Below are 16691 nucleotides of genomic sequence, written 5' to 3'. Positions count from 1 at the left end.
CGGGAAGGCGGGGCCTGGGGGATCGAGGAGTTCCTGGAGGTCAAGGCGATCTCGGGCTGGGATGTCAGTCAGGACATGGCGGCGGAGTGATCCCATCCCGGGCTTGACCCGGGATCTCTGCTTCCAGCGATGCGCGGGATTACAGGGAGGTCCCGGGTCAGGCCCGGGACGGGTATCCTGCCATCAACAAAACTTGACACAGGTGTCGAGATTGAGTGACATGGGCCGAAACGGAGGCAGCCATGACCCAGCACCCTCGCCTGATGTCCCCCCTGAAACTGCGCGACCAGATGCTGCGCAACCGCATCGTGTTCGGCGCGCATACCGCGAACATGTCGGACCAGGGGATGCCCGGGCCGCGGTTCGGGAAATACCTTCTGGAGCGCGCGCTCGGTGGGGCGGCGATGGTGGTGGCGGAACCCGTGCCGGTGCATCGGACGGGCGTGCTGACGCGGGGCAACTTCCTGCATTCGGATGACCGGGTGATCCCCGCCTATCGCATCATCACCGACAAGGTGAAGGACGCGGGCGCGGTGATCATCCAGCAGCTTTATCATGTTGGCGCGCATGGCGATTCCGACCTGAGCTTTGCGCCGCACTGGTCGCCTTCGGGCGGGCCGTCCTATCACGACAGCGACGGGTCGCATGCGATGACCGGGGCGGAAGTCGAGGAGTTGCTGGAGGCCCATGTGGCGGCGGCGGTCAGGGCCAAGGCGGCGGGGTTTCAGGGGGTGGAGGTCTGGGGGGCCTATCATTCGCTGGTCGACCAGTTCTGGACGCCCTGGTCGAACCAGCGGACGGACCAGTGGGGCGGTGGGCTGGAGGGCCGGACGCGGTTTTCGCGCGAGTTGATCGAGCGGGTGCGGCGGGCCTGTGGCGAGGAGTTCATCGTGGGCCTGGCGGTCAGCTATTCGACGGCCTACGAGGTGACGTTGGGCGCCGAGGCGTTGTGCGAGATCCTCGACCTGCATGACCGGACGGGGCATGTGGACTATGTGACGGTGGGGGCCGGGTCCTATCTGGAATTCGAGGCGATCATTCCGCCGTTCACCCATGCCGAAAAACTGACGACGCCACTGACGCAGCAGCTGAAAGCCGTGTTGAAACATGCGGTTGTGACTTCTGAGGCCGGGGTTCGGACGCCGGAGAATGGCGAGGCGATCATCGCCTCGGGGCTGGCGGACCTGGTCAGCATCGTGCGGGGGCAGATCGCCGACCCGCATCTGGCGCGGAAGGTCAAGGAGGGGCGGGCGGAGGATGTGCGGGGCTGCATTTCCTGCAACCAGATGTGCTGGGGACGGCGGTCGCGGGACTACTGGATTTCCTGCCTGATCAACCCGAGCGCGGGGCGGGAGTTCGAGTGGGGTGGGGATCGGTTCGTGGCCTCGCCCGTGGCAAAGGACGTGCTGGTGGTGGGGGCCGGACCGGCGGGGCTGGAAGCGGCGCGGGCGGCGGCGGAGCGGGGGCATCGGGTGGAGATTGTCGAGGCCTTGCCGGTGGTGGGCGGGCAGTTTCGCCTCGCGGGGATGCAGCCGCGGCGGGGGCAGATTCTGGAGCTGATGGACTGGTACGAGCGGCAGTTCGAGCGGTTGGGGGTGCGGCTTAGGCTGAACACTTTCCTTGATGATCAGGAGCTTGCGGATCACCCGGCCTCGGTCGTGGTGGTGGCCACAGGGTCCTTGCCGGACGAGACGGGGTTCCAGCGCTGGGTGCCTGCCGAGGCGTCGCTGCCGGGGATCGAGGCGGGGGGTGTCTGGTCGCCCGAGGCCGTGCTGCGGCGCGAGGCGCGGCTTGGGGATGCGGTGGTGGTTTATGACGAGGGGTCGAACTGGCGGGGGGTCGGGACGGCTTGGGCGCTGGCGGAGCAGGGGAAGCGCGTGACCATCGTGACGCCGGAAGCCTTTGTCGGGAAAGAGATTTCCCGGACAGCTGCCGATGGCGTGGTGCGGCGGCGGCTGGGCGCGCTGGGGGTGCGGATGCTGCCCGAGCATTGCCTGGTGCGCTGGCATGGCAACGGGGTGACGGTGCGGTCGTTCCTGACCGGCGAGGAAGAGGTGATCGCGGCCTCGGGTCTGGTGATGGCGACGACGAACCGGGCCTTCGACCCCTATCCCGAGGCGATGACGGGCAAGGTGATGCACCGGATCGGCGATTGCACGGCACCGCGGCTGGCGGCCTATGCGTTCCACGAGGGGCGGAAGGTGGGGCTGGGGATCTGATGGCGTTCGGTGCGTTAGATCAAGGAGTTGGGTGGATTTCCGGCGTCTGGTTTCCGTCTGGAAAGCGTATGGATTCAGGCCATACGCGCGTATGGCCAGTGAAGCGTTAACCGTCTTCGCGAATCGGCTGTCGGAGTGCCCGCCACCCCCATCCCCATCCCCACGGATGGGGCGGCGCTTGGGGCTGGCGGTGCGATAGACCCTCGGCGGGCGCCCTAAGGGTTCGCCTCGATGGTCTGGTTCAGCCAGGGGACGAATTTCGAGATGTTGGTATAGGCGGAGAAGAGCGCTGTTTCCTCGCAGCCCTGGCCGGTGCTGGCCGACAGGCCCCAGCTGACGATGCCGGCCTGGATATAGCCGCCGCCTTCGACGGGGACGACCAGCGGACCGCCCGAATCGCCGTTGCACGAGGTCTTGCCGCCCTCGAAGGTGCCGGAGCAGATCATGTTCTCCGACACGGGTTTCGGGGCCTTGGCCATCAGCTCGTCCCAGATGGCATAGGCATCCTGTTCAGCGACCCCGAGGGTCTGGACGGCATAGCCGAAGCCGCCCGCCGCGTCCTGGGCCCGGGCTTCCATCATCGAGGTGTTGCAGAGCTCGCGGTCGAGGATCTGGATCTGCGCCTGGCGCAGTTCGGGCGAGGGCTGGGCGCCTTCGGTGAGGCCCCAGCCGGTGACGATGGTGGTGACGCCCTGCTTGTTCAAGAGATCGCCGTATTCGGCATCGGGCACCTCGATGGTCTGGTAGGGGACTTGCGGCGCGCGGGAGAGCTTGATCAGGGCGACGTCGAAGTCGAACTGGTCGCCGGAGTAGGACGGGTGGTGGAAGATCGCCTCGACCGGGATCAGGTCACCCGAGCCGGGGGTGAGGGTGTTGGTCCCGACGAGGACCGAGATATCCTGAGGGGCGAGATCGGCGAAGCTGCCGTCTTCCTGTGGCATGAACACGCAATGCGCGGCGGTGAGGACCCAGCGGTCCATCACCATCGAGCCGCCGCAGAACTGGCTGTCGGTGCCGACCGGGGCGCCCCCGACCAGAAGCGCCACCTGCCAGGGCCAGGCGCCTTCGGCCGCGACCTCGCCGCCGATGACCTTCGCGCCCGCCGTATCAGCCGATTTGGCCCGTTCGGCCTTGGCACCGGATTTGGCGTAGAGGAAGGGCGAGGAGGTGGCAGCGTCCTTGGCGGCAGCGAAGGCTGGCGCATCCTCTGCCATCGCGGGTGCGACGAGGAGGCTCAGGACAGCGGCGGCGCGGAGGAGGCGGAGGGTCATCGTCAGTTCTCCATCGGTGCGGGGGCGGGGTCCCCGGGTGTCAGGCGCAGGATCTGGCGCAGCATCGTCAGCGGCGCGGGTTTCAGTGTAAAGCCCCGGTTTGCCGTGTCGGGGTCCATCCGGCCTTCGAGCCAGAGCGTCATCGGGTCGGAGGCCCCGGCATAGGCGCGGGTGCCTTGCAGGGGGGCGAGGCGAGTGAGGTCGACACGCGGGGCGTCGGGGGAGGCTGGGACGGCAAGGGTCCATATCTCTTCCAGGCCCGCCGTGCTGCCGGGTTCGATTTGCAGGCCGACGCGGGTGGATTCGCCGGGGGCGAGGCGGTTCGACAGGTTTTGCGACGGGAAGATCGGCTGCACCTGAAAATCGGCGGTGAAGTAGAGGACGGAGACGTCCTGCGCGGTGCCGGAGGTGTTGGTGAGGGTGAGCCAGAGCTGGTCGCAGGGGGCAACGCCCTGCTCGGGGTCAAAGGGGGCTTGTGGGCCGGGATGGTCGCAGTCACCGGAGGCGGGTCGGCGGTCGATGGTCATGCTGAGGGGGGCTTTGCCGGTCAGGCTGCGCCCCGTCGCCCCGGCGAGGACCTTGCGGAGCGCGAGGCCGTGAGCGGCTTGCTCCAGAGTGCGGGTGACGGCCTGCGCCGAGGTTTCGCCGGGCTCAGGGCGGATGCGGGGGCTGGAGCCGGGGCCTTCGGGATCGAGGACGCCATCGGCCCCGGCGAGGGCGATGGTGCCCTCGGTCAGGATCGGGACGAGGTCGGGGGCGGCACCTGCGGGTGGCAGGGCGATGGTCCATGGGCCGTAGTCGCGGGTGTCGGAGGGGTCGGCGAGGACCGGGGCGGCAAGGGTCAGGGGTACCGGGGGCGGGGCGGAGGTAAGTTCGGCCCATTGGGCGCTTGCAGGGGGTGGGCCGTCGAGGCTGGACTCGCGGGCGGAGACTTTGGCGAGGGTCATGCTGGCGAGCGGCTGGCCCCCGGCGGGGGTGGCGTAGAGCGTGACTTCGGCGCCATCGGCGAGGCCTTCGAGGAGGCCTGCGGCGAGCTTGCCGTCCTTGAGCGGGAAGCGGTCGGTCGTGCTGCCGGTGCCGAAGACGGGGGCGGAGAGGAGCGGACCTTCGCCGTCGGGCATCTGGCGGGCGTGGCCCTGGACCATTGCCTCGGTGGTGGCAGACAGGACTTGGGCCCAGCTCGCCTTTGGCGCGTCGCGCAGGGTTTGTGCAAGCCGCAGGGTGAATTCGCCGTGCCAGCTGCCGTCCGCCATCGGATATTCGAAAGAGCGCTGGTCGGATTGCGAGGAGTAGAGGAAGACGAAGTCCCCTGCCAGCGGCGGGGCTGGGGTGCCCTCGACCGGGACCACGTCGTCGGGGATGCCGAGTTGAGCTTCGTCGATGCCGCGGGGGACGCCCTGCCCGCCGATCGCGCGGAAGCCGGTGGCGGAGTGGCAGGCGTCGATCAGGCCGATGACCTGCACGCCCTTGTCCAGCGCGGTCTGGGACCAGGCTTGCAGGTCGTCGTCGACAAGGGCGTTTTCGACGCTGCCGATGGCGCCCTTCCAGCCGGTCGCGTCGGCGGGGAGGAGGAGTTCATCGTAGCCGCCACCTTCATCGCCCGAGAGGTCCGGGGCCTGGGCGCCGTGGCCGGAGAAGGTGAAGACGACGGTGTCGCCCTTGGTTGAGGCTGCGGTGGCGGCGGCGAGGGCCTTCAGGATGGCGTCATGGGTGGGCTGGCCCGTGGCGGTGCCTTCCGGCAGGTTGGTGGGGTCGGAGGTTAGGACGGTGATGTTTGCGGGCGTGACGCCGCGGGCGACAAGGGTTTCGGCCATCAGGCGGGCGTCGTTGGCGGGGCCTTTCAGGTCGGCGTCGAGGGTGAGGTAGTCGGAGACGCCGACCACGACGGCGCGGATTTCGGCATGGGCGGGCTGGGCCAGCAGGGCCAGGGTCAGGGCGAAGGAGGGAAGGCCCGTGCGCATGATGTCGGCAGGATACTGCGGGTTCGGCATGGGGCAAGTGGGGCGGGGCGGGTGACGGAATTTGTCATCGGCGGGAGTACCCGGCTGGTTGCAGGGGAACCCCCCACCCCCGGCCCCTCCCCACGAGGGGGAGGGGAGGCGCTTCGGCTGCGGCGTTGATCCCAGGTGTTCAGCGGTGGGCGGTCAGTTCAGCGGCACCACCCGGCGCCCCCCGGCGGCGATGCCGTCCTGGATGCGGGCGTCGACGTCGTTGCCGGTAAGCGAGGCGAGGAGGCCGTTGAATTCGGGCGAGAGGCGGGTGGCCATGCGACCGGCCTTTATCACCATGTCGACCTGCGCGGTCGGGAGTTTCAGGCGGGTGGGCACGGCGTCAAGCTGGTCGCGCATTGCGGTGGGCAGGCTGGCGAAGCTCGCCTCGCCGACCAGGAGCTTCACATCCTTGCAGTCCCAGCCCTCGGTCGAGCCGCGCAGGCGGCGGACCTCGGACAGGGGCAGCGCGCAGCGCCATTCGATCAGCTCGGCCTCCCAGAGCCGCATTTCGCCGCGCATGGAATCGTAGCCCGAGCGGGAGGCGGCGGCCATTGCCGAGGTGGCGATGGACATGGCGAGGTTGACGCCGCCCGGTCCCTGGACCTTCTGGGTCCAGTCGTAGTCCTTTTCGACTCCGGCATTTGCGACGAGGAACAGCATGCGTTTCAGCTTCACCGCCTCTTCCGGGGTGAGGGGTGCATAGGGCTGCTGGGCGCGGGCGCGTTCCACCGCAAGGCCGGTGGTGCCGAAGTTGTCGGTGATGCCGCCGTCGAGGAGCTTGACGAATTTCACCTCGTCCGGGTTGGTGTAGCTTTCCAGGGCGCGGGCGTGGGCGCGCATGGCGGCGGTGGCCTCGGGGTTGTAGCGGGCGGCGGTGAGCCAGTCGGGCTCGCGGTAGGTGCATTTGCCCTGGTGGGCTTCGAGGACGATGGGGGTGAAGACCAGCGGAAAGGCGGCGGAGGCGGCGACTGCTTCAGAAAGCTTGACGCGGGAGAGGTCGGAGCAGAGGGCGTCGAAGGTTTCGGGGCTGAACAGGAACGGCGTGTTGTTCGCCATGTCGGTGGCGTTGATCCAGGTCTTGATATGCGAGCGTTTGCGCAGGTCGCCGAAGGTGGCGCCGTGGAACAGCGTGTCGTCGAGATAGCGGCCAAAGGTGTCGCGACCGTTCACGCCGCCGGAGACGCCCTTGACGATGGTCAGGGGGTTCAGGGCCGAGGTGGTCATGTAGGCTTCGGCGTTGGTGACGAGGAAGCGCTCGCGGAAGCCGGTCAGCCCCTCGGGGCCGTAGAGGCCAAGCTGTGCCGCCATGACCGAGCCGCCGGAGACGCCGGAGACGAGGCGGACCTGGTCGAGAAGGCCGTTCGGGGTGCCGGTTTCGACGCCCGCGGCGCGGAGTTCCTCCAGCATTCCGTAGGCGAAGGCGGTGGCGCGCATCCCGCCGCCGGAGAAGGCGAGGCCGATGTAGACCTCGCCGTCGCCTGCGGTGAGGGGTTCGACGAGGGAGGCGTTCTCGCCCTGGAGGGGCTGGTTCTGCGGCTGGTTCCAGGGGGCGCAGCCGAGGAGGAACAGGAGGGGAAGAAGGGCGCGGCGCATCGGGGTTCCGGGTTGGTCAGTCCGATTGCTGCAACCTTGGCCAGCGGATTTCAAGCGCGAAACCCTTGTCCGTTGCCGGAAGCGTCAGACGGGCACCGTGGCGGGCGGCGATGGCGCGGACGAGGGCGAGGCCGAGGCCGTGGCCCTTGATGTTCCGGTCACGCTCGGCGCGGGTGAAGCGGTCGAAGGCCTCGGCCTTGAGGTCGTCGGGCAGGCCGGGGCCGGTGTCGGCAACGCGCATCAGGGCGCGGTCGATGTCCGGCGTGAGATGGAGGGAGATGCTGTCGCCGGGGGCGCAATACTTGATCGCGTTGTCGAGGAGGTTGGAGAGGACCTGGGCGATGAGGTTGCGGTCGCCGAGGATGGTGAGGCCGGGGGTGATCTGCGCGTCGGTGATCAGGCCCTTGTCCTCGGCGAGGGGGTCGTAAAGGTCCCACACCTCTTGCGCGACGGTGGAGAGATCGACGGGGACGAGGCCGCCGCCGGTGCCCTGATCGGCCTCGGCCCGGCTGATGTCGAGAAGGCTGTCGAACATGCGGATGGCCTGGCGCATCTCGGCCTTGAGGTCGGCGGTGAGGTCGTCCTGGCCTTCGATCTTGCCGAGCTTTTGCAGCATCCGGTTGAGCGGGGTGCGGAGTTCGTGGGCGATGGTGTCGGACAGGCGATGGGTGGCGCGGTTCAGGTTTTCGATCCGGTCGAGCATCGCGTGGACATGGGTTTCGAGCAGGCCGAATTCGTCGTCAGAGCGGATGCCCGGCAGGCGGGCGTCGAGCTGGCCCTCCGCCACGCGGTCGGCGAGGTCGTTGATCCGGTTGATCCGCGCCATGACCGAGCGAGCGGCGAGCCAGCCGACGAGGCCGCCCGCGACGAGGAGGGCGCCGAGGAGGCCGAGCATCCCTCGGCGCAGGGCTGACAGGGTGTCATCGACGGGTGCAAGGCTGCGGGCGACGAGGAGGGGGAAGCCGCCCGGCAGGTCTCGGGCGACGGCGAGCCAGCGGGTTTCGCCTTCAGTGAAGGTGGTGGCGTTGTCGCTGGTGAAGCCCTCTCCTGCCGGGGCTAGGTCGGCGGGCCAGTCCTTGCGGGTTCCGGCAAGGACCTGGCCTTGCCGGTCCATCAGCAGGAGCATCTCGTCCCCGGTCGCGGCGGTGGCGCGGTAGTCGATGGCCTGCCGCAAGGCGATGATCCGGCGCTGGTCGTAGAGGGCCGCAAGGCCGTCAAGGTCGGCGGCGAGGAGGCTGCGTTGAGCCGCCATCAGGCGGGTTTCGACCAGCCGGTATTGCAGGGCCATGGCACCGAGGGAGAGGATGGTCACGGCCAGCGCCATCAGGGCCGCAAGGCGCAGGGTGGCGCGGGCGGCGATTGGCCTGGCCGTCGTCACGCCATGTTTCCGACCGGGGGGGCCGGGAGGGGGGCAAAGATGTAACCCTCGCCCCGGGCGGTCTGGATCGCGGGCGAACCGGCCTCCTCCAGCTTGCGGCGCAGGCGGCCGACATGGACGTCGACGACATTGGTGCCGGGGTCGAAATGCAGGTTCCAGACGTTTTCCAAGAGCTGCATTCGGGTGACGACCTGCCCGGCATTGCGGGCGAAATAGGTGATCAGTTCGAATTCCTTGGGGCTGACCGCGACATGGGCGCGCTTCACATGCACGGTGCGGGCCTTCATGCGGATTTCGAGGTCGCCGAAGGCCAGAAGGTCGTTGTCGAGGACCTGGATCGTGCCCCGGCGCAAAAGGGCGCGGAGGCGGGCGCGCAGTTCCTCGGGTTCGAAGGGTTTCGGGAGGTAGTCGTCGGCGCCCTTCTCCAGCCCTTCCACCCGGTTCGCGGCCCGTCCCAGGGCGGAGAGGATCAGGATCAGCGCGGTGGAGCCCCCGGCGCGGATGCGGGCCATGGCGTCCACCCCGTCGCCGCCAGGAAGCATGCGGTCAAGCACGATGACCTTGTAGGGCTGGCTCGTCGCGGCCTCGATGCCGGTGGCGAGCGTGTCGCGGTGGTCGGTGGCGCAGCCCAGGGCCTCGGCCTCGGCGCGGATGGCGGCGGCGGTCTCGGGGTCGTCCTCGATGATCAGGATGCGGTCCATCTGGCTTCCATTCAAAACACGACCACGTCGGGGTCAAGCACATTCGCCCCGCCGACCGGGCGGACGCCTTCCGGCGCGTGCCACGGGTCGAGCCGGATATGCCGGGTCGCGCCGCCGGGGGCTTCGAGGAGGAGGAGGGCGGGGGCGGTCAGTTCGTAGGTCGCGAGGTCTTGCAGGGCGCCGTTGATGGCAAGGATGCGGTCGCCTTTCGCCAGCCCGGCAAGGAGGGCGGGGGAGTTGTCGGTCAGGGCGGTGACGGTGCCCTGAGGGTCGAGGGTCACGCCAAGCGCGGCGAGGGTGTAGGAGGCGACGGTCGCCGGGGCCCGGGCGATGTCGCGGGTGCGGAGGCCGGTTTGCTCGGGTTCGGCAAGGGGGAGGGGCAGGGTCAGCTCCTGCCCGGCGCGGAGGATGGTGAGCGTCGCGGCGCCGTCGGCGGTGGCGGCCTCGATGGCGAAGGCGAAGTCGCCGGGATTGGTGAGCGTGGTGCCGGAGGCCTGGGTGATGATGTCGCCGGGTTTCAGGCCCGCGGCTTCCGACAGGCTGCCGGGGGCGACGCCGTCGATCAGGAGGCCCCGGGCTTCGGTGCCCAGCGCCTCGGCGACCTGGCGGTCCACGGGGCGGGCGGTGAGGCCGAGGGTGGGGAAGGGCAGCAGGGTTTCCTCGATCAGGCCGGTGACGATGCGGCTCAGTTCCGAGCTGGGGATCGCATAGGCGATGCCGACGAACATCCGGCTGCCATCGGCGATCTGGCTGTTCATGCCGAGGAGACGGCCTTCCTTATCCACCAGCGGGCCGCCGGAGGAGCCGGGGTTCACGGCGGCGTCGTGCTGCAGCATCAGCATCGGCACGGCGATGTCGACCTGGCGGGCAAGCGAGGAGATGCGGCCTTCGGTCAGGGTGAATTCCACGCCCAAGGGGGCGCCGAGGGCGAAGACTTCGTCGCCAAGCTGGGGGGCTTCGGGGGCGAGGGGCAAGCCCTCTGCGGCTTCGGGGAGGGAGATCACGGCAACGTCGCGCACCGGGTCGCGGGCGATGACGGTTGCAGTGATGTCGGTGCCATGGCGGTCGATCAGGCGGACCTCCTCGGCCGGGCCGACAACGTGGGCGTTGGTGACGGCGACGGTGCCGTCCGTCCAGAGGAAGGCCGAGCCGAGGAAGCGGTCCTCGGCATCGGCGGAGCGGACGGTGAAGACCTTGTCCATGGCGTCGTCGAGCGGCGAGGCGCTGGCCGGGCCGATCAGCGCGACCAGCGCCAGAACCAGAAGCGCGGCCAGCGCCTCGATGTGCCTGAGCGGTCTTTGCCGCTTTTCCGTCTTCGCCTGCATCATGAAACCCTTGTTCTGCCTCGATGATGTGTTGCTAGCAGGGGGGCACATGAATGGCTCATGACAAAGGCCGTCATGAAGAAATCTTGCATTTACAGGGGCGAAGCGCCGCCGCATGGTCGGTCGTGACAAAAGCCAGACGAGTTTCCCGATGCGCCGTTTCCTGCTTGCCGCCTGCCTGATGGGCCTGACTGGACCCGCCCTTGCCGAGACGCCCTCGCCGGTGAAGATCGCCGAGCTGTCGGCGCGGCTTTTCGCGATGGGGGTGGCGGCGGGCGATCCCGTGCTGATCCTGTCGGCGGCGCGGATGCGGAAGGGGTTGGCCCCGGTGGCGGGCGACCGGGCGGCGGTGGATGGCGTGGCGGGCGAGGGGGCACCGCTCAGCTGGGAGGAAATGCTGGCGAGCGCGGAAGGGCTGGCCGAGGGGGACGAGGCCCTGCTCGGGCTGATCGAGGATGCGCGGGCGGAGGGGACGAAGGGCGTCGCCTCTGGCCCGGTCTACAACATCGGGCAGCTTGGCAACGGCAAGGGCGATACCTATCCGCCGATCGAGTTCCGGGGCGGGGAATATGCGGAAGTCTATGTCGAGGCGAAGGCGGCGGTGAACCTGAACCTGGGCGTCTATGACGACAAGGGGCGGCTCGTGTGCTCGGATACCGACATCAGCCATATCGCCTATTGCGGCTGGACCCCGGCAACGGCGGGGACCTTCACGCTGAAGGTGGACAACAAGGGCCCGGCTGCGGCGGCCTATGCATTGATGACAAACTGATGAAAACACTTTTCACCATCGCCCTGTGCCTGACCGCCGCTCCTGCCCTGGCGCGCGAGAACTATGCCCTGCTGATCGGGGCAAACCAATATCCGTCGCTGGAGGAGCGCTGGTGGCTGAAAGGCCCGGCGAACGATGTGCAACTGGTGGCGACCTACCTCACCACCGAGGCGCCGGTGCCGTTCCCGGCGGAGCATGTGACGGTGCTGTCGGATGGCGTGGCGGGGGCCGAGGCGCCGACGCTGGAGGCAATCCGGGGGGCGTTTGCCGAACTGACGGCGGAGGTTCAGCCCGGCGATTTCGTCTACCTGCATTTCTCGGGCCACGGGACGCAGGCCCCGGCCAAGGATCCCTCGACGGAACTGGATGGCCTGGACGAGCTGTTCCTGCCGGTGGACATCGGGCCCTGGTCGGATGCCGTGGGCGAGGTGCAGAATGCGCTGGTCGATGACGAGATCGGCGCCCTGATCGACGGGCTGCGCGCCAAGGGTGCGAATGTCTGGGCGGTGTTCGATTCGTGCCATTCGGGGACGGCGACCCGGGCGGTGGAAAGCGCCGAGGATGACGTGCGGATACGGCAACTGCCGCCCGAGGCGCTGGGAATCGACGTGGAGTCGGTCGAGGTTTCGCGGTCGGTCGATCCGCGTGCGGTGGAGGCTCCATTCGATGCGGGCTCGGGCGAGGGGTCGTTCGTCGCCTTCTTCGCGGCGCAGACCAACGAGGTGACGCCGGAGAAGAACCTGCCCAAGGGCAAGCCGGGCCGGAAGCCGCAGGGGGTGTTCACCTGGACGCTGATGGAGACGCTGGCGGAGTATCCGAACGCGACCTATGCGCAGGTCGGGCAGGAGGTGCTGCGGCGCTATGCGGTGAAGAACCTGGCGAAATCGACGCCCCTGTTCGAAGGCGATCTGGATCAGGTGGTCTTCGGCGGCGCGGGCGGGGCGCGGGTGTCCCAGTGGCAGGCGGAGGTGAGTGACGCCGGGTTCACCATTCCGGCGGGGACACTGCACGGGCTGTCGGAAGGCGCGGTGCTGGCGGTGATGGGATCGGCGGCGGATGCGGATGAGGCGGCCTTGGGCTATGTGGAGCTGACCTCGGTCGAGACGTTTTCCTCGGTCGGGCAGGCGGTGGAGAAGGACGGCAAGGTGCTGCCCGCCGACCTGCCCAAGGGCGTGACGCTGCGCAAGCTGGACGAGGCGCTGGATTTCACCCTGACGGTGGCGCTGCCCGCCGCAGGCTCGGCCCCGGCGGATGCGCTGCTGGCGGCCCGGGCCGATCTGGCGGCGGCGGCGGGGCCAAGGCTGGTCTTCGTCGCGCCGGACCATGAGGCCGATTTGCGGCTGGCGGTGCTGCCCGACAGCCCGCGTCCGGATGCGATCTGGGTGCTGCCCGCGACCGGGCTGGCGGAGGATCTGGGGGCGACGCCCTCGGTCACGACCGGCGACAAGGACGGGGCGGAACTGGCAGCGGTGCTGGCCGACACGTTGACGACGATGGCGCGGGCGCAGAACCTGATGAAGCTGGCCGGGGCGGTCGGAACTTCGAACCCGGACGTGGAGGTCGAACTGCTGACCCGGACGCCGGAAGACCGGACCCTGCGCCCCCTGCCCTTCGCGCCGGTGCCAACCCTGATCCCGGACGACGAGGTGCATGTGCTGGCGAAGAACAACGGCGACGGGCCGGTCGACGTGAACGTCCTCTACATCGGAGCGGACTGGTCGATCAGCCACTGGTTCTCGGGCCGGTTGCAGCCGGGGGACGAGTTGAAGAAGGGGCTGTTCAAGATTTCCGGCGACGTGCTGGGGCAGGAGCGGATGCTGGTCGTGGTGACCCCGGCCAAGCCGCAGAGCCCGGTTGAGGACCTGAGCTACCTGGCGCAGGACGCGCTGGACACGACGCGGGCTGTGGGCGGGACCGCCTTCGACGATGCGTTGGCCGAGGCCGGGTTCGGCGAGACGACGCGGGGGGCAGTGGCTCTGACGGATGACACCGAAGAAGCCGGGCCGGGGCCTGCGATCCTGTCGCTGGAGTTGCGGACGAAGGCGGCGGAGTGACCGGCGCAAGTCTCTGATTTTTGTGGAATGCTGCGCAGCATCGTCGCAGCATTCCCGCACTTTCGCTGCGCAGCGAAGCCTAGCGGCGATCGGCGGCCCAGAGGGCGGCAGCGCCGATCAGCGAGGCCGCAACGCCGAGAACCGCCACGGTGCCGTAGCCAGCAAGCGCCGTGCCGAGGGCGAAGCAGGTCGCGGCGATCACATCCCCGGCCAGCCGCTGCACGGCCATGAGAGAGGCCCCTGCCCCGGGCCGGTCGGCCATGAGGTCCTGCAGGTAGGCGATGGGGACGGTCAGCGTCAGGGCCCCGCCGATGGCCGCGGGCCAGATCAGCGCCCAGACCAGCGGCGACCCGGCCAGCACCGGAAGCAGCGCGACATGCAGGGCGTAGAGCGCGGCGCCAAGCAGGATCAGGGTCGGACGGCCGATCCCCCGGGTGAAGCGCGGGAGCGCCAGCATGAAGGGAACCTCAAGCCCGGCGACGAGGCCGACATAGAGCGCCACGTCCTTTGTCCCGCGCCCGACCTCCGCCACCATGACCAGCGAGATGATCGCCATGTAGAGGGTGGAGGCCCCCGTCACGGCGCCGAGCGCCAGGACACGGGCGGCGATGCGAGGGCGACCCATCTCGGCCAGCGCGGCGCGGAAAGTCAGGCCGCTGGGGCGGTCGTCCCAGGTCACGGCCCTGTCGGAGGGCCAGAGGCGGAGAACCGCCAACAGCATCACGGCCGAGAGGATCAGGCCCACGGGAAAGATCGCCGTGACCGGCGAGCCTGCGGCGAAGGCGAGCGACCAGAGCGGCAGGACCACGACGAAGGGCGCGGCAAACAGGGCGCGGATCACCGCCATGATGCCGTCGCGCGCGTCCTCGGGGTAGCGCGAGGCGGCGAGACGGGCGAGGGCGAAGACCTGTCCGAAGGTGATGCTGCTGACCGGGATCAGGAGCGCGGCGGTCAGGGCAAAGACCCAGCGACCGGGGGTGGCGGTCATGAGGAAGGTGCCGAGCATGAGCGACAGGACGGCGAGCAGTGTCACCTGGCGGCGGTTCGCGGTCTGGTCGGCGCGGATGCCGCCGATGACCGAGGCGGAGACGGAGACCATCGAGGAGAGCGCGAGGAGGACCGCGTAGCCGCGGTCGCCGAAGCCGAAGCTGTTGACGGCGAGCGTCGAGAAATAGGGGCCGAACGAGCAGGCGATGGCGCCCTGCAAGGCCAGAACAAGGCCGGCAGCGCGCAGCGCCGGGTCACGGAAGCAGAGGATGATGGCGGACATTGGCGCAGTGCTATCCCGGTGGTCGGGAAGGCACAAGATCAGCCGGGGATCACCTTGCCGGGATTCATCCGGTTGTCGGGATCAAGCACCCGTTTCAGCGCGCGCATCACGTCCAGCGCCACCGGGTCTTTGCGGCGGGCCATCGAGTTCAGCTTCGACAGGCCAACTCCGTGTTCGGCCGAGAAGCTGCCGCCTAGTTCGGCCACCACGTCCTCGACCGTCTCCATCACCTTGTCCTTCAACGCGGCGTCATCGCGGGTCGGGTAGGCGGTGAAGTGGAGGTTGCCGTCGCCCAGATGCGCGACGGTCAGCGTCCGCGCGCCCGGGTCGAGCGCGTCGAGGCGGCGGAGGGCCTCGGTCAGGAAGGTTTCGACCTTGTCCAAGGGCAGGCAGACATCGGTGTCGACTTCCGGGTGCAGGCCCACGCCGATCTCCGCGGCAGCCTCGCGCCGTTCCCACATCACCCTGCGCTGCTGTTCGTTTCGGGCGAGGACGGCGTCGGTCACAAGGCCCGCCTCCATCATCTCGGCCAGGATGGTTTCAAGGGTGGTCACAAGGGGGATCTCGCCGCTGTCGTCGGGGGCGGCTTCGGTGGGGACGGTGGTCGCGGCCTCGATCAGGATGGTGACTTCGGGGATGTGGTCGAAGGGGAGGCCCAGGTCGGGCCGGGCTTCGCGCAGGCGTTCGGAATAGGTGCGCGGCATGAACTCGAAGGCCTCGACCCGGTCGCCGGTGGCTTCCTGCATCCGGTTGAGGAGGGTTAGCGCGTCGCCCAGCGACCGGGTGGCAAGGGTGGCGGTGGCATGTGCCTTCGGCAGGGGCACCAGCTTCATCACGGCGGCGGTGATAATGCCGAGCGTGCCTTCCGCGCCGATGAAAAGATTTTTCATGTCGTAGCCGGAATTGTCCTTGTGGAGTTCCGACATCAGGTTCAGCACACGGCCATCGGCGAGCACGGCCTCCAGCCCAAGGCACAGGCCCCGGGTAGAGCCATAGCGCAGGACGTTGGAGCCGCCTGCGTTGGTGGACAGGACGCCACCCAGCATGGCCGAGCCGCGCGCGCCGAACCAGAGGGGGAAGTAAAGCCCTTCTGTTTCAGCGGCCTCGTGCAGCCGGGTGAGGATCACCCCGGCTTCGGCGATGACCAGTTTCGCGTCGCGCTTGACCTCGAGGATGCGGTTCATCCGCTCCAGGGACAAGAGCAGACCGCCCCGCGTCATCGTGCCGCCGACGAGGCCGGTGTTGCCGGAAATGGGAATGACAGGCAGGCCATGCTGCGCAGCGATCTTCACGCAGGCGGCGACTTCGGCGGTGGAGGCGGGCCGCGCCACGGCGAGGGGCGCGCCCTCGTAGCGGCCCATCCAGTCGCGGGCGAACCGGGTCATGTCGGCGCCGGTCAGAACATGGGCGGCCCCGACGGCGGCAGCAAGATCGGCGGTCAGCGACATGTCAGCCCTGCGGGTAGGAAATGACCGACAGGTAGCGCGCCGGAAGCTTGACCAGACCTTCCGGCCCGTGCGGGGCGTCGGCGTCGAAGAACAGGCTGTCGCCGGGTTTCATCGGATAAACCTGGTCGCCGTGGCGATAGTCGACCTCGCCCTCCAGCATGTAGAGAAGCTCCAGCCCCTCGTGCTGGAAGGCGGGGAATGTGTCGCTCTCGGTCGTGAGCGTGATGATGTAGGGTTCCACCACCACTCCCGAGGAGTTGGAGCCGATATGGCCGAGGAGGTTGTACTGATGCCCGGCCCGGGTGCCGCGGCGTTCGATCTCGACATGCTCGCCCGCGCGGACGTGCTGCGCCTCGCGGCGTTCCTCGTAGCTGCGGAAAAAAGCCGTGACGGGGACGGAGAAGGCGTGGCTCAGCACCTGCAGCGTGGTCAGCGAAGGCGAGGTGTTGCCGTTCTCGATCTTCGAGAGCATCCCGATGGAAAGGCCGGTGACGTTCGCGAGGTCGGCGACCGTCATCCCCTGCTGGCGCCGGAAGTTCCTGACCTCGCGCCCGATGGCGGCTTCCAGGTTGCGCTCGGTGATCTCGCGGACGCGGTGGGGGTCCTGATCGAAAGCAGGCTTGCCGCGCGGAAGCGAGGGACTCTCGGTGCCGTCAGACATGGGCAACT

At 68.8% G+C, this 16691-nt stretch carries 12 protein-coding genes; 3 read left to right on the top strand and 9 right to left on the bottom strand.

Going from position 1 to position 16691, the window contains the following annotated elements; genetic code table 11:
- Positions 1–242: 242 nt before the first annotated feature.
- Positions 243–2219 (top strand): FAD-dependent oxidoreductase, encoded by a 1977-nt coding sequence (locus JNL31_RS04680; protein ID WP_294970586.1) that lies wholly within the window; start codon positions 243–245, stop codon positions 2217–2219.
- Between the two features lie 215 nt (positions 2220–2434).
- Here the strand turns inward: JNL31_RS04680 and JNL31_RS04675 are convergent, their stop codons facing one another.
- The 6 genes from JNL31_RS04675 to JNL31_RS04650 all read right to left on the bottom strand — a co-directional run bounded on the left by JNL31_RS04675 (position 2435) and on the right by JNL31_RS04650 (position 10478).
- On the bottom strand, positions 2435–3490 hold the full coding sequence (locus JNL31_RS04675) for a serine protease (protein ID WP_294970584.1): 1056 nt from the start codon (positions 3488–3490) through the stop codon (positions 2435–2437).
- Between the two features lie 2 nt (positions 3491–3492).
- A complete protein-coding gene (locus JNL31_RS04670) occupies positions 3493–5451 on the bottom strand; it encodes a caspase family protein (protein WP_294970582.1) in 1959 nt (652 codons plus the stop codon).
- A gap of 183 nt (positions 5452–5634) precedes the next feature.
- The gene (locus JNL31_RS04665; RefSeq protein WP_294970580.1) at positions 5635–7074 is read right to left on the bottom strand and encodes a patatin-like phospholipase family protein; all 1440 of its coding nucleotides are present in this window, start codon (positions 7072–7074) and stop codon (positions 5635–5637) included.
- 16 nt (positions 7075–7090) lie between these two features.
- On the bottom strand, positions 7091–8452 hold the full coding sequence (locus tag JNL31_RS04660; protein ID WP_294970578.1) for a HAMP domain-containing sensor histidine kinase: 1362 nt from the start codon (positions 8450–8452) through the stop codon (positions 7091–7093).
- Complete coding sequence (locus JNL31_RS04655) at positions 8449–9153, bottom strand: response regulator transcription factor (RefSeq protein ID WP_294970576.1); 705 nt, start codon at positions 9151–9153, stop codon at positions 8449–8451. The genes JNL31_RS04660 and JNL31_RS04655 overlap by 4 nt, the downstream gene beginning before the upstream one ends.
- Positions 9154–9164: 11 nt before the next feature.
- Positions 9165–10478 (bottom strand): trypsin-like peptidase domain-containing protein, encoded by a 1314-nt coding sequence (locus JNL31_RS04650; RefSeq protein ID WP_294970574.1) that lies wholly within the window; start codon positions 10476–10478, stop codon positions 9165–9167.
- A 151-nt stretch (positions 10479–10629) separates the two neighbouring features.
- Here JNL31_RS04650 and JNL31_RS04645 point away from each other — a divergent pair, with 151 nt between their 5' ends.
- Positions 10630–11250 (top strand): hypothetical protein, encoded by a 621-nt coding sequence (locus JNL31_RS04645; protein ID WP_294970572.1) that lies wholly within the window; start codon positions 10630–10632, stop codon positions 11248–11250.
- A complete protein-coding gene (locus tag JNL31_RS04640) occupies positions 11250–13304 on the top strand; it encodes a caspase family protein (protein ID WP_294970570.1) in 2055 nt (684 codons plus the stop codon). Before JNL31_RS04645 ends, JNL31_RS04640 begins: the two co-directional genes overlap by 1 nt.
- Positions 13305–13383: 79 nt before the next feature.
- On the opposite strand, the gene JNL31_RS04635 is transcribed toward JNL31_RS04640, so the two are convergent.
- Genes JNL31_RS04635 through JNL31_RS04625 form a run of 3 tightly spaced genes read right to left on the bottom strand, consistent with a single transcriptional unit; the run spans position 13384 to position 16683 of the window.
- Positions 13384–14574, bottom strand: a complete 1191-nt coding sequence (locus JNL31_RS04635; protein WP_294970569.1) for an MFS transporter — start codon at positions 14572–14574, stop codon at positions 13384–13386.
- A 38-nt stretch (positions 14575–14612) separates the two neighbouring features.
- A complete protein-coding gene (locus JNL31_RS04630; protein WP_294970568.1) occupies positions 14613–16022 on the bottom strand; it encodes an FAD-binding oxidoreductase in 1410 nt (469 codons plus the stop codon).
- A 1-nt stretch (position 16023) separates the two neighbouring features.
- Complete coding sequence (locus JNL31_RS04625; RefSeq protein ID WP_294970566.1) at positions 16024–16683, bottom strand: cupin domain-containing protein; 660 nt, start codon at positions 16681–16683, stop codon at positions 16024–16026.
- Positions 16684–16691: the final 8 nt, after the last annotated feature.

This window comes from Tabrizicola sp. (genome assembly GCF_016792905.1).
GTDB lineage: Bacteria > Pseudomonadota > Alphaproteobacteria > Rhodobacterales > Rhodobacteraceae > Tabrizicola.
Note: the sequence above shows the minus strand (reverse complement) of the source record. Positions and strands in the feature narration are given on the sequence as shown.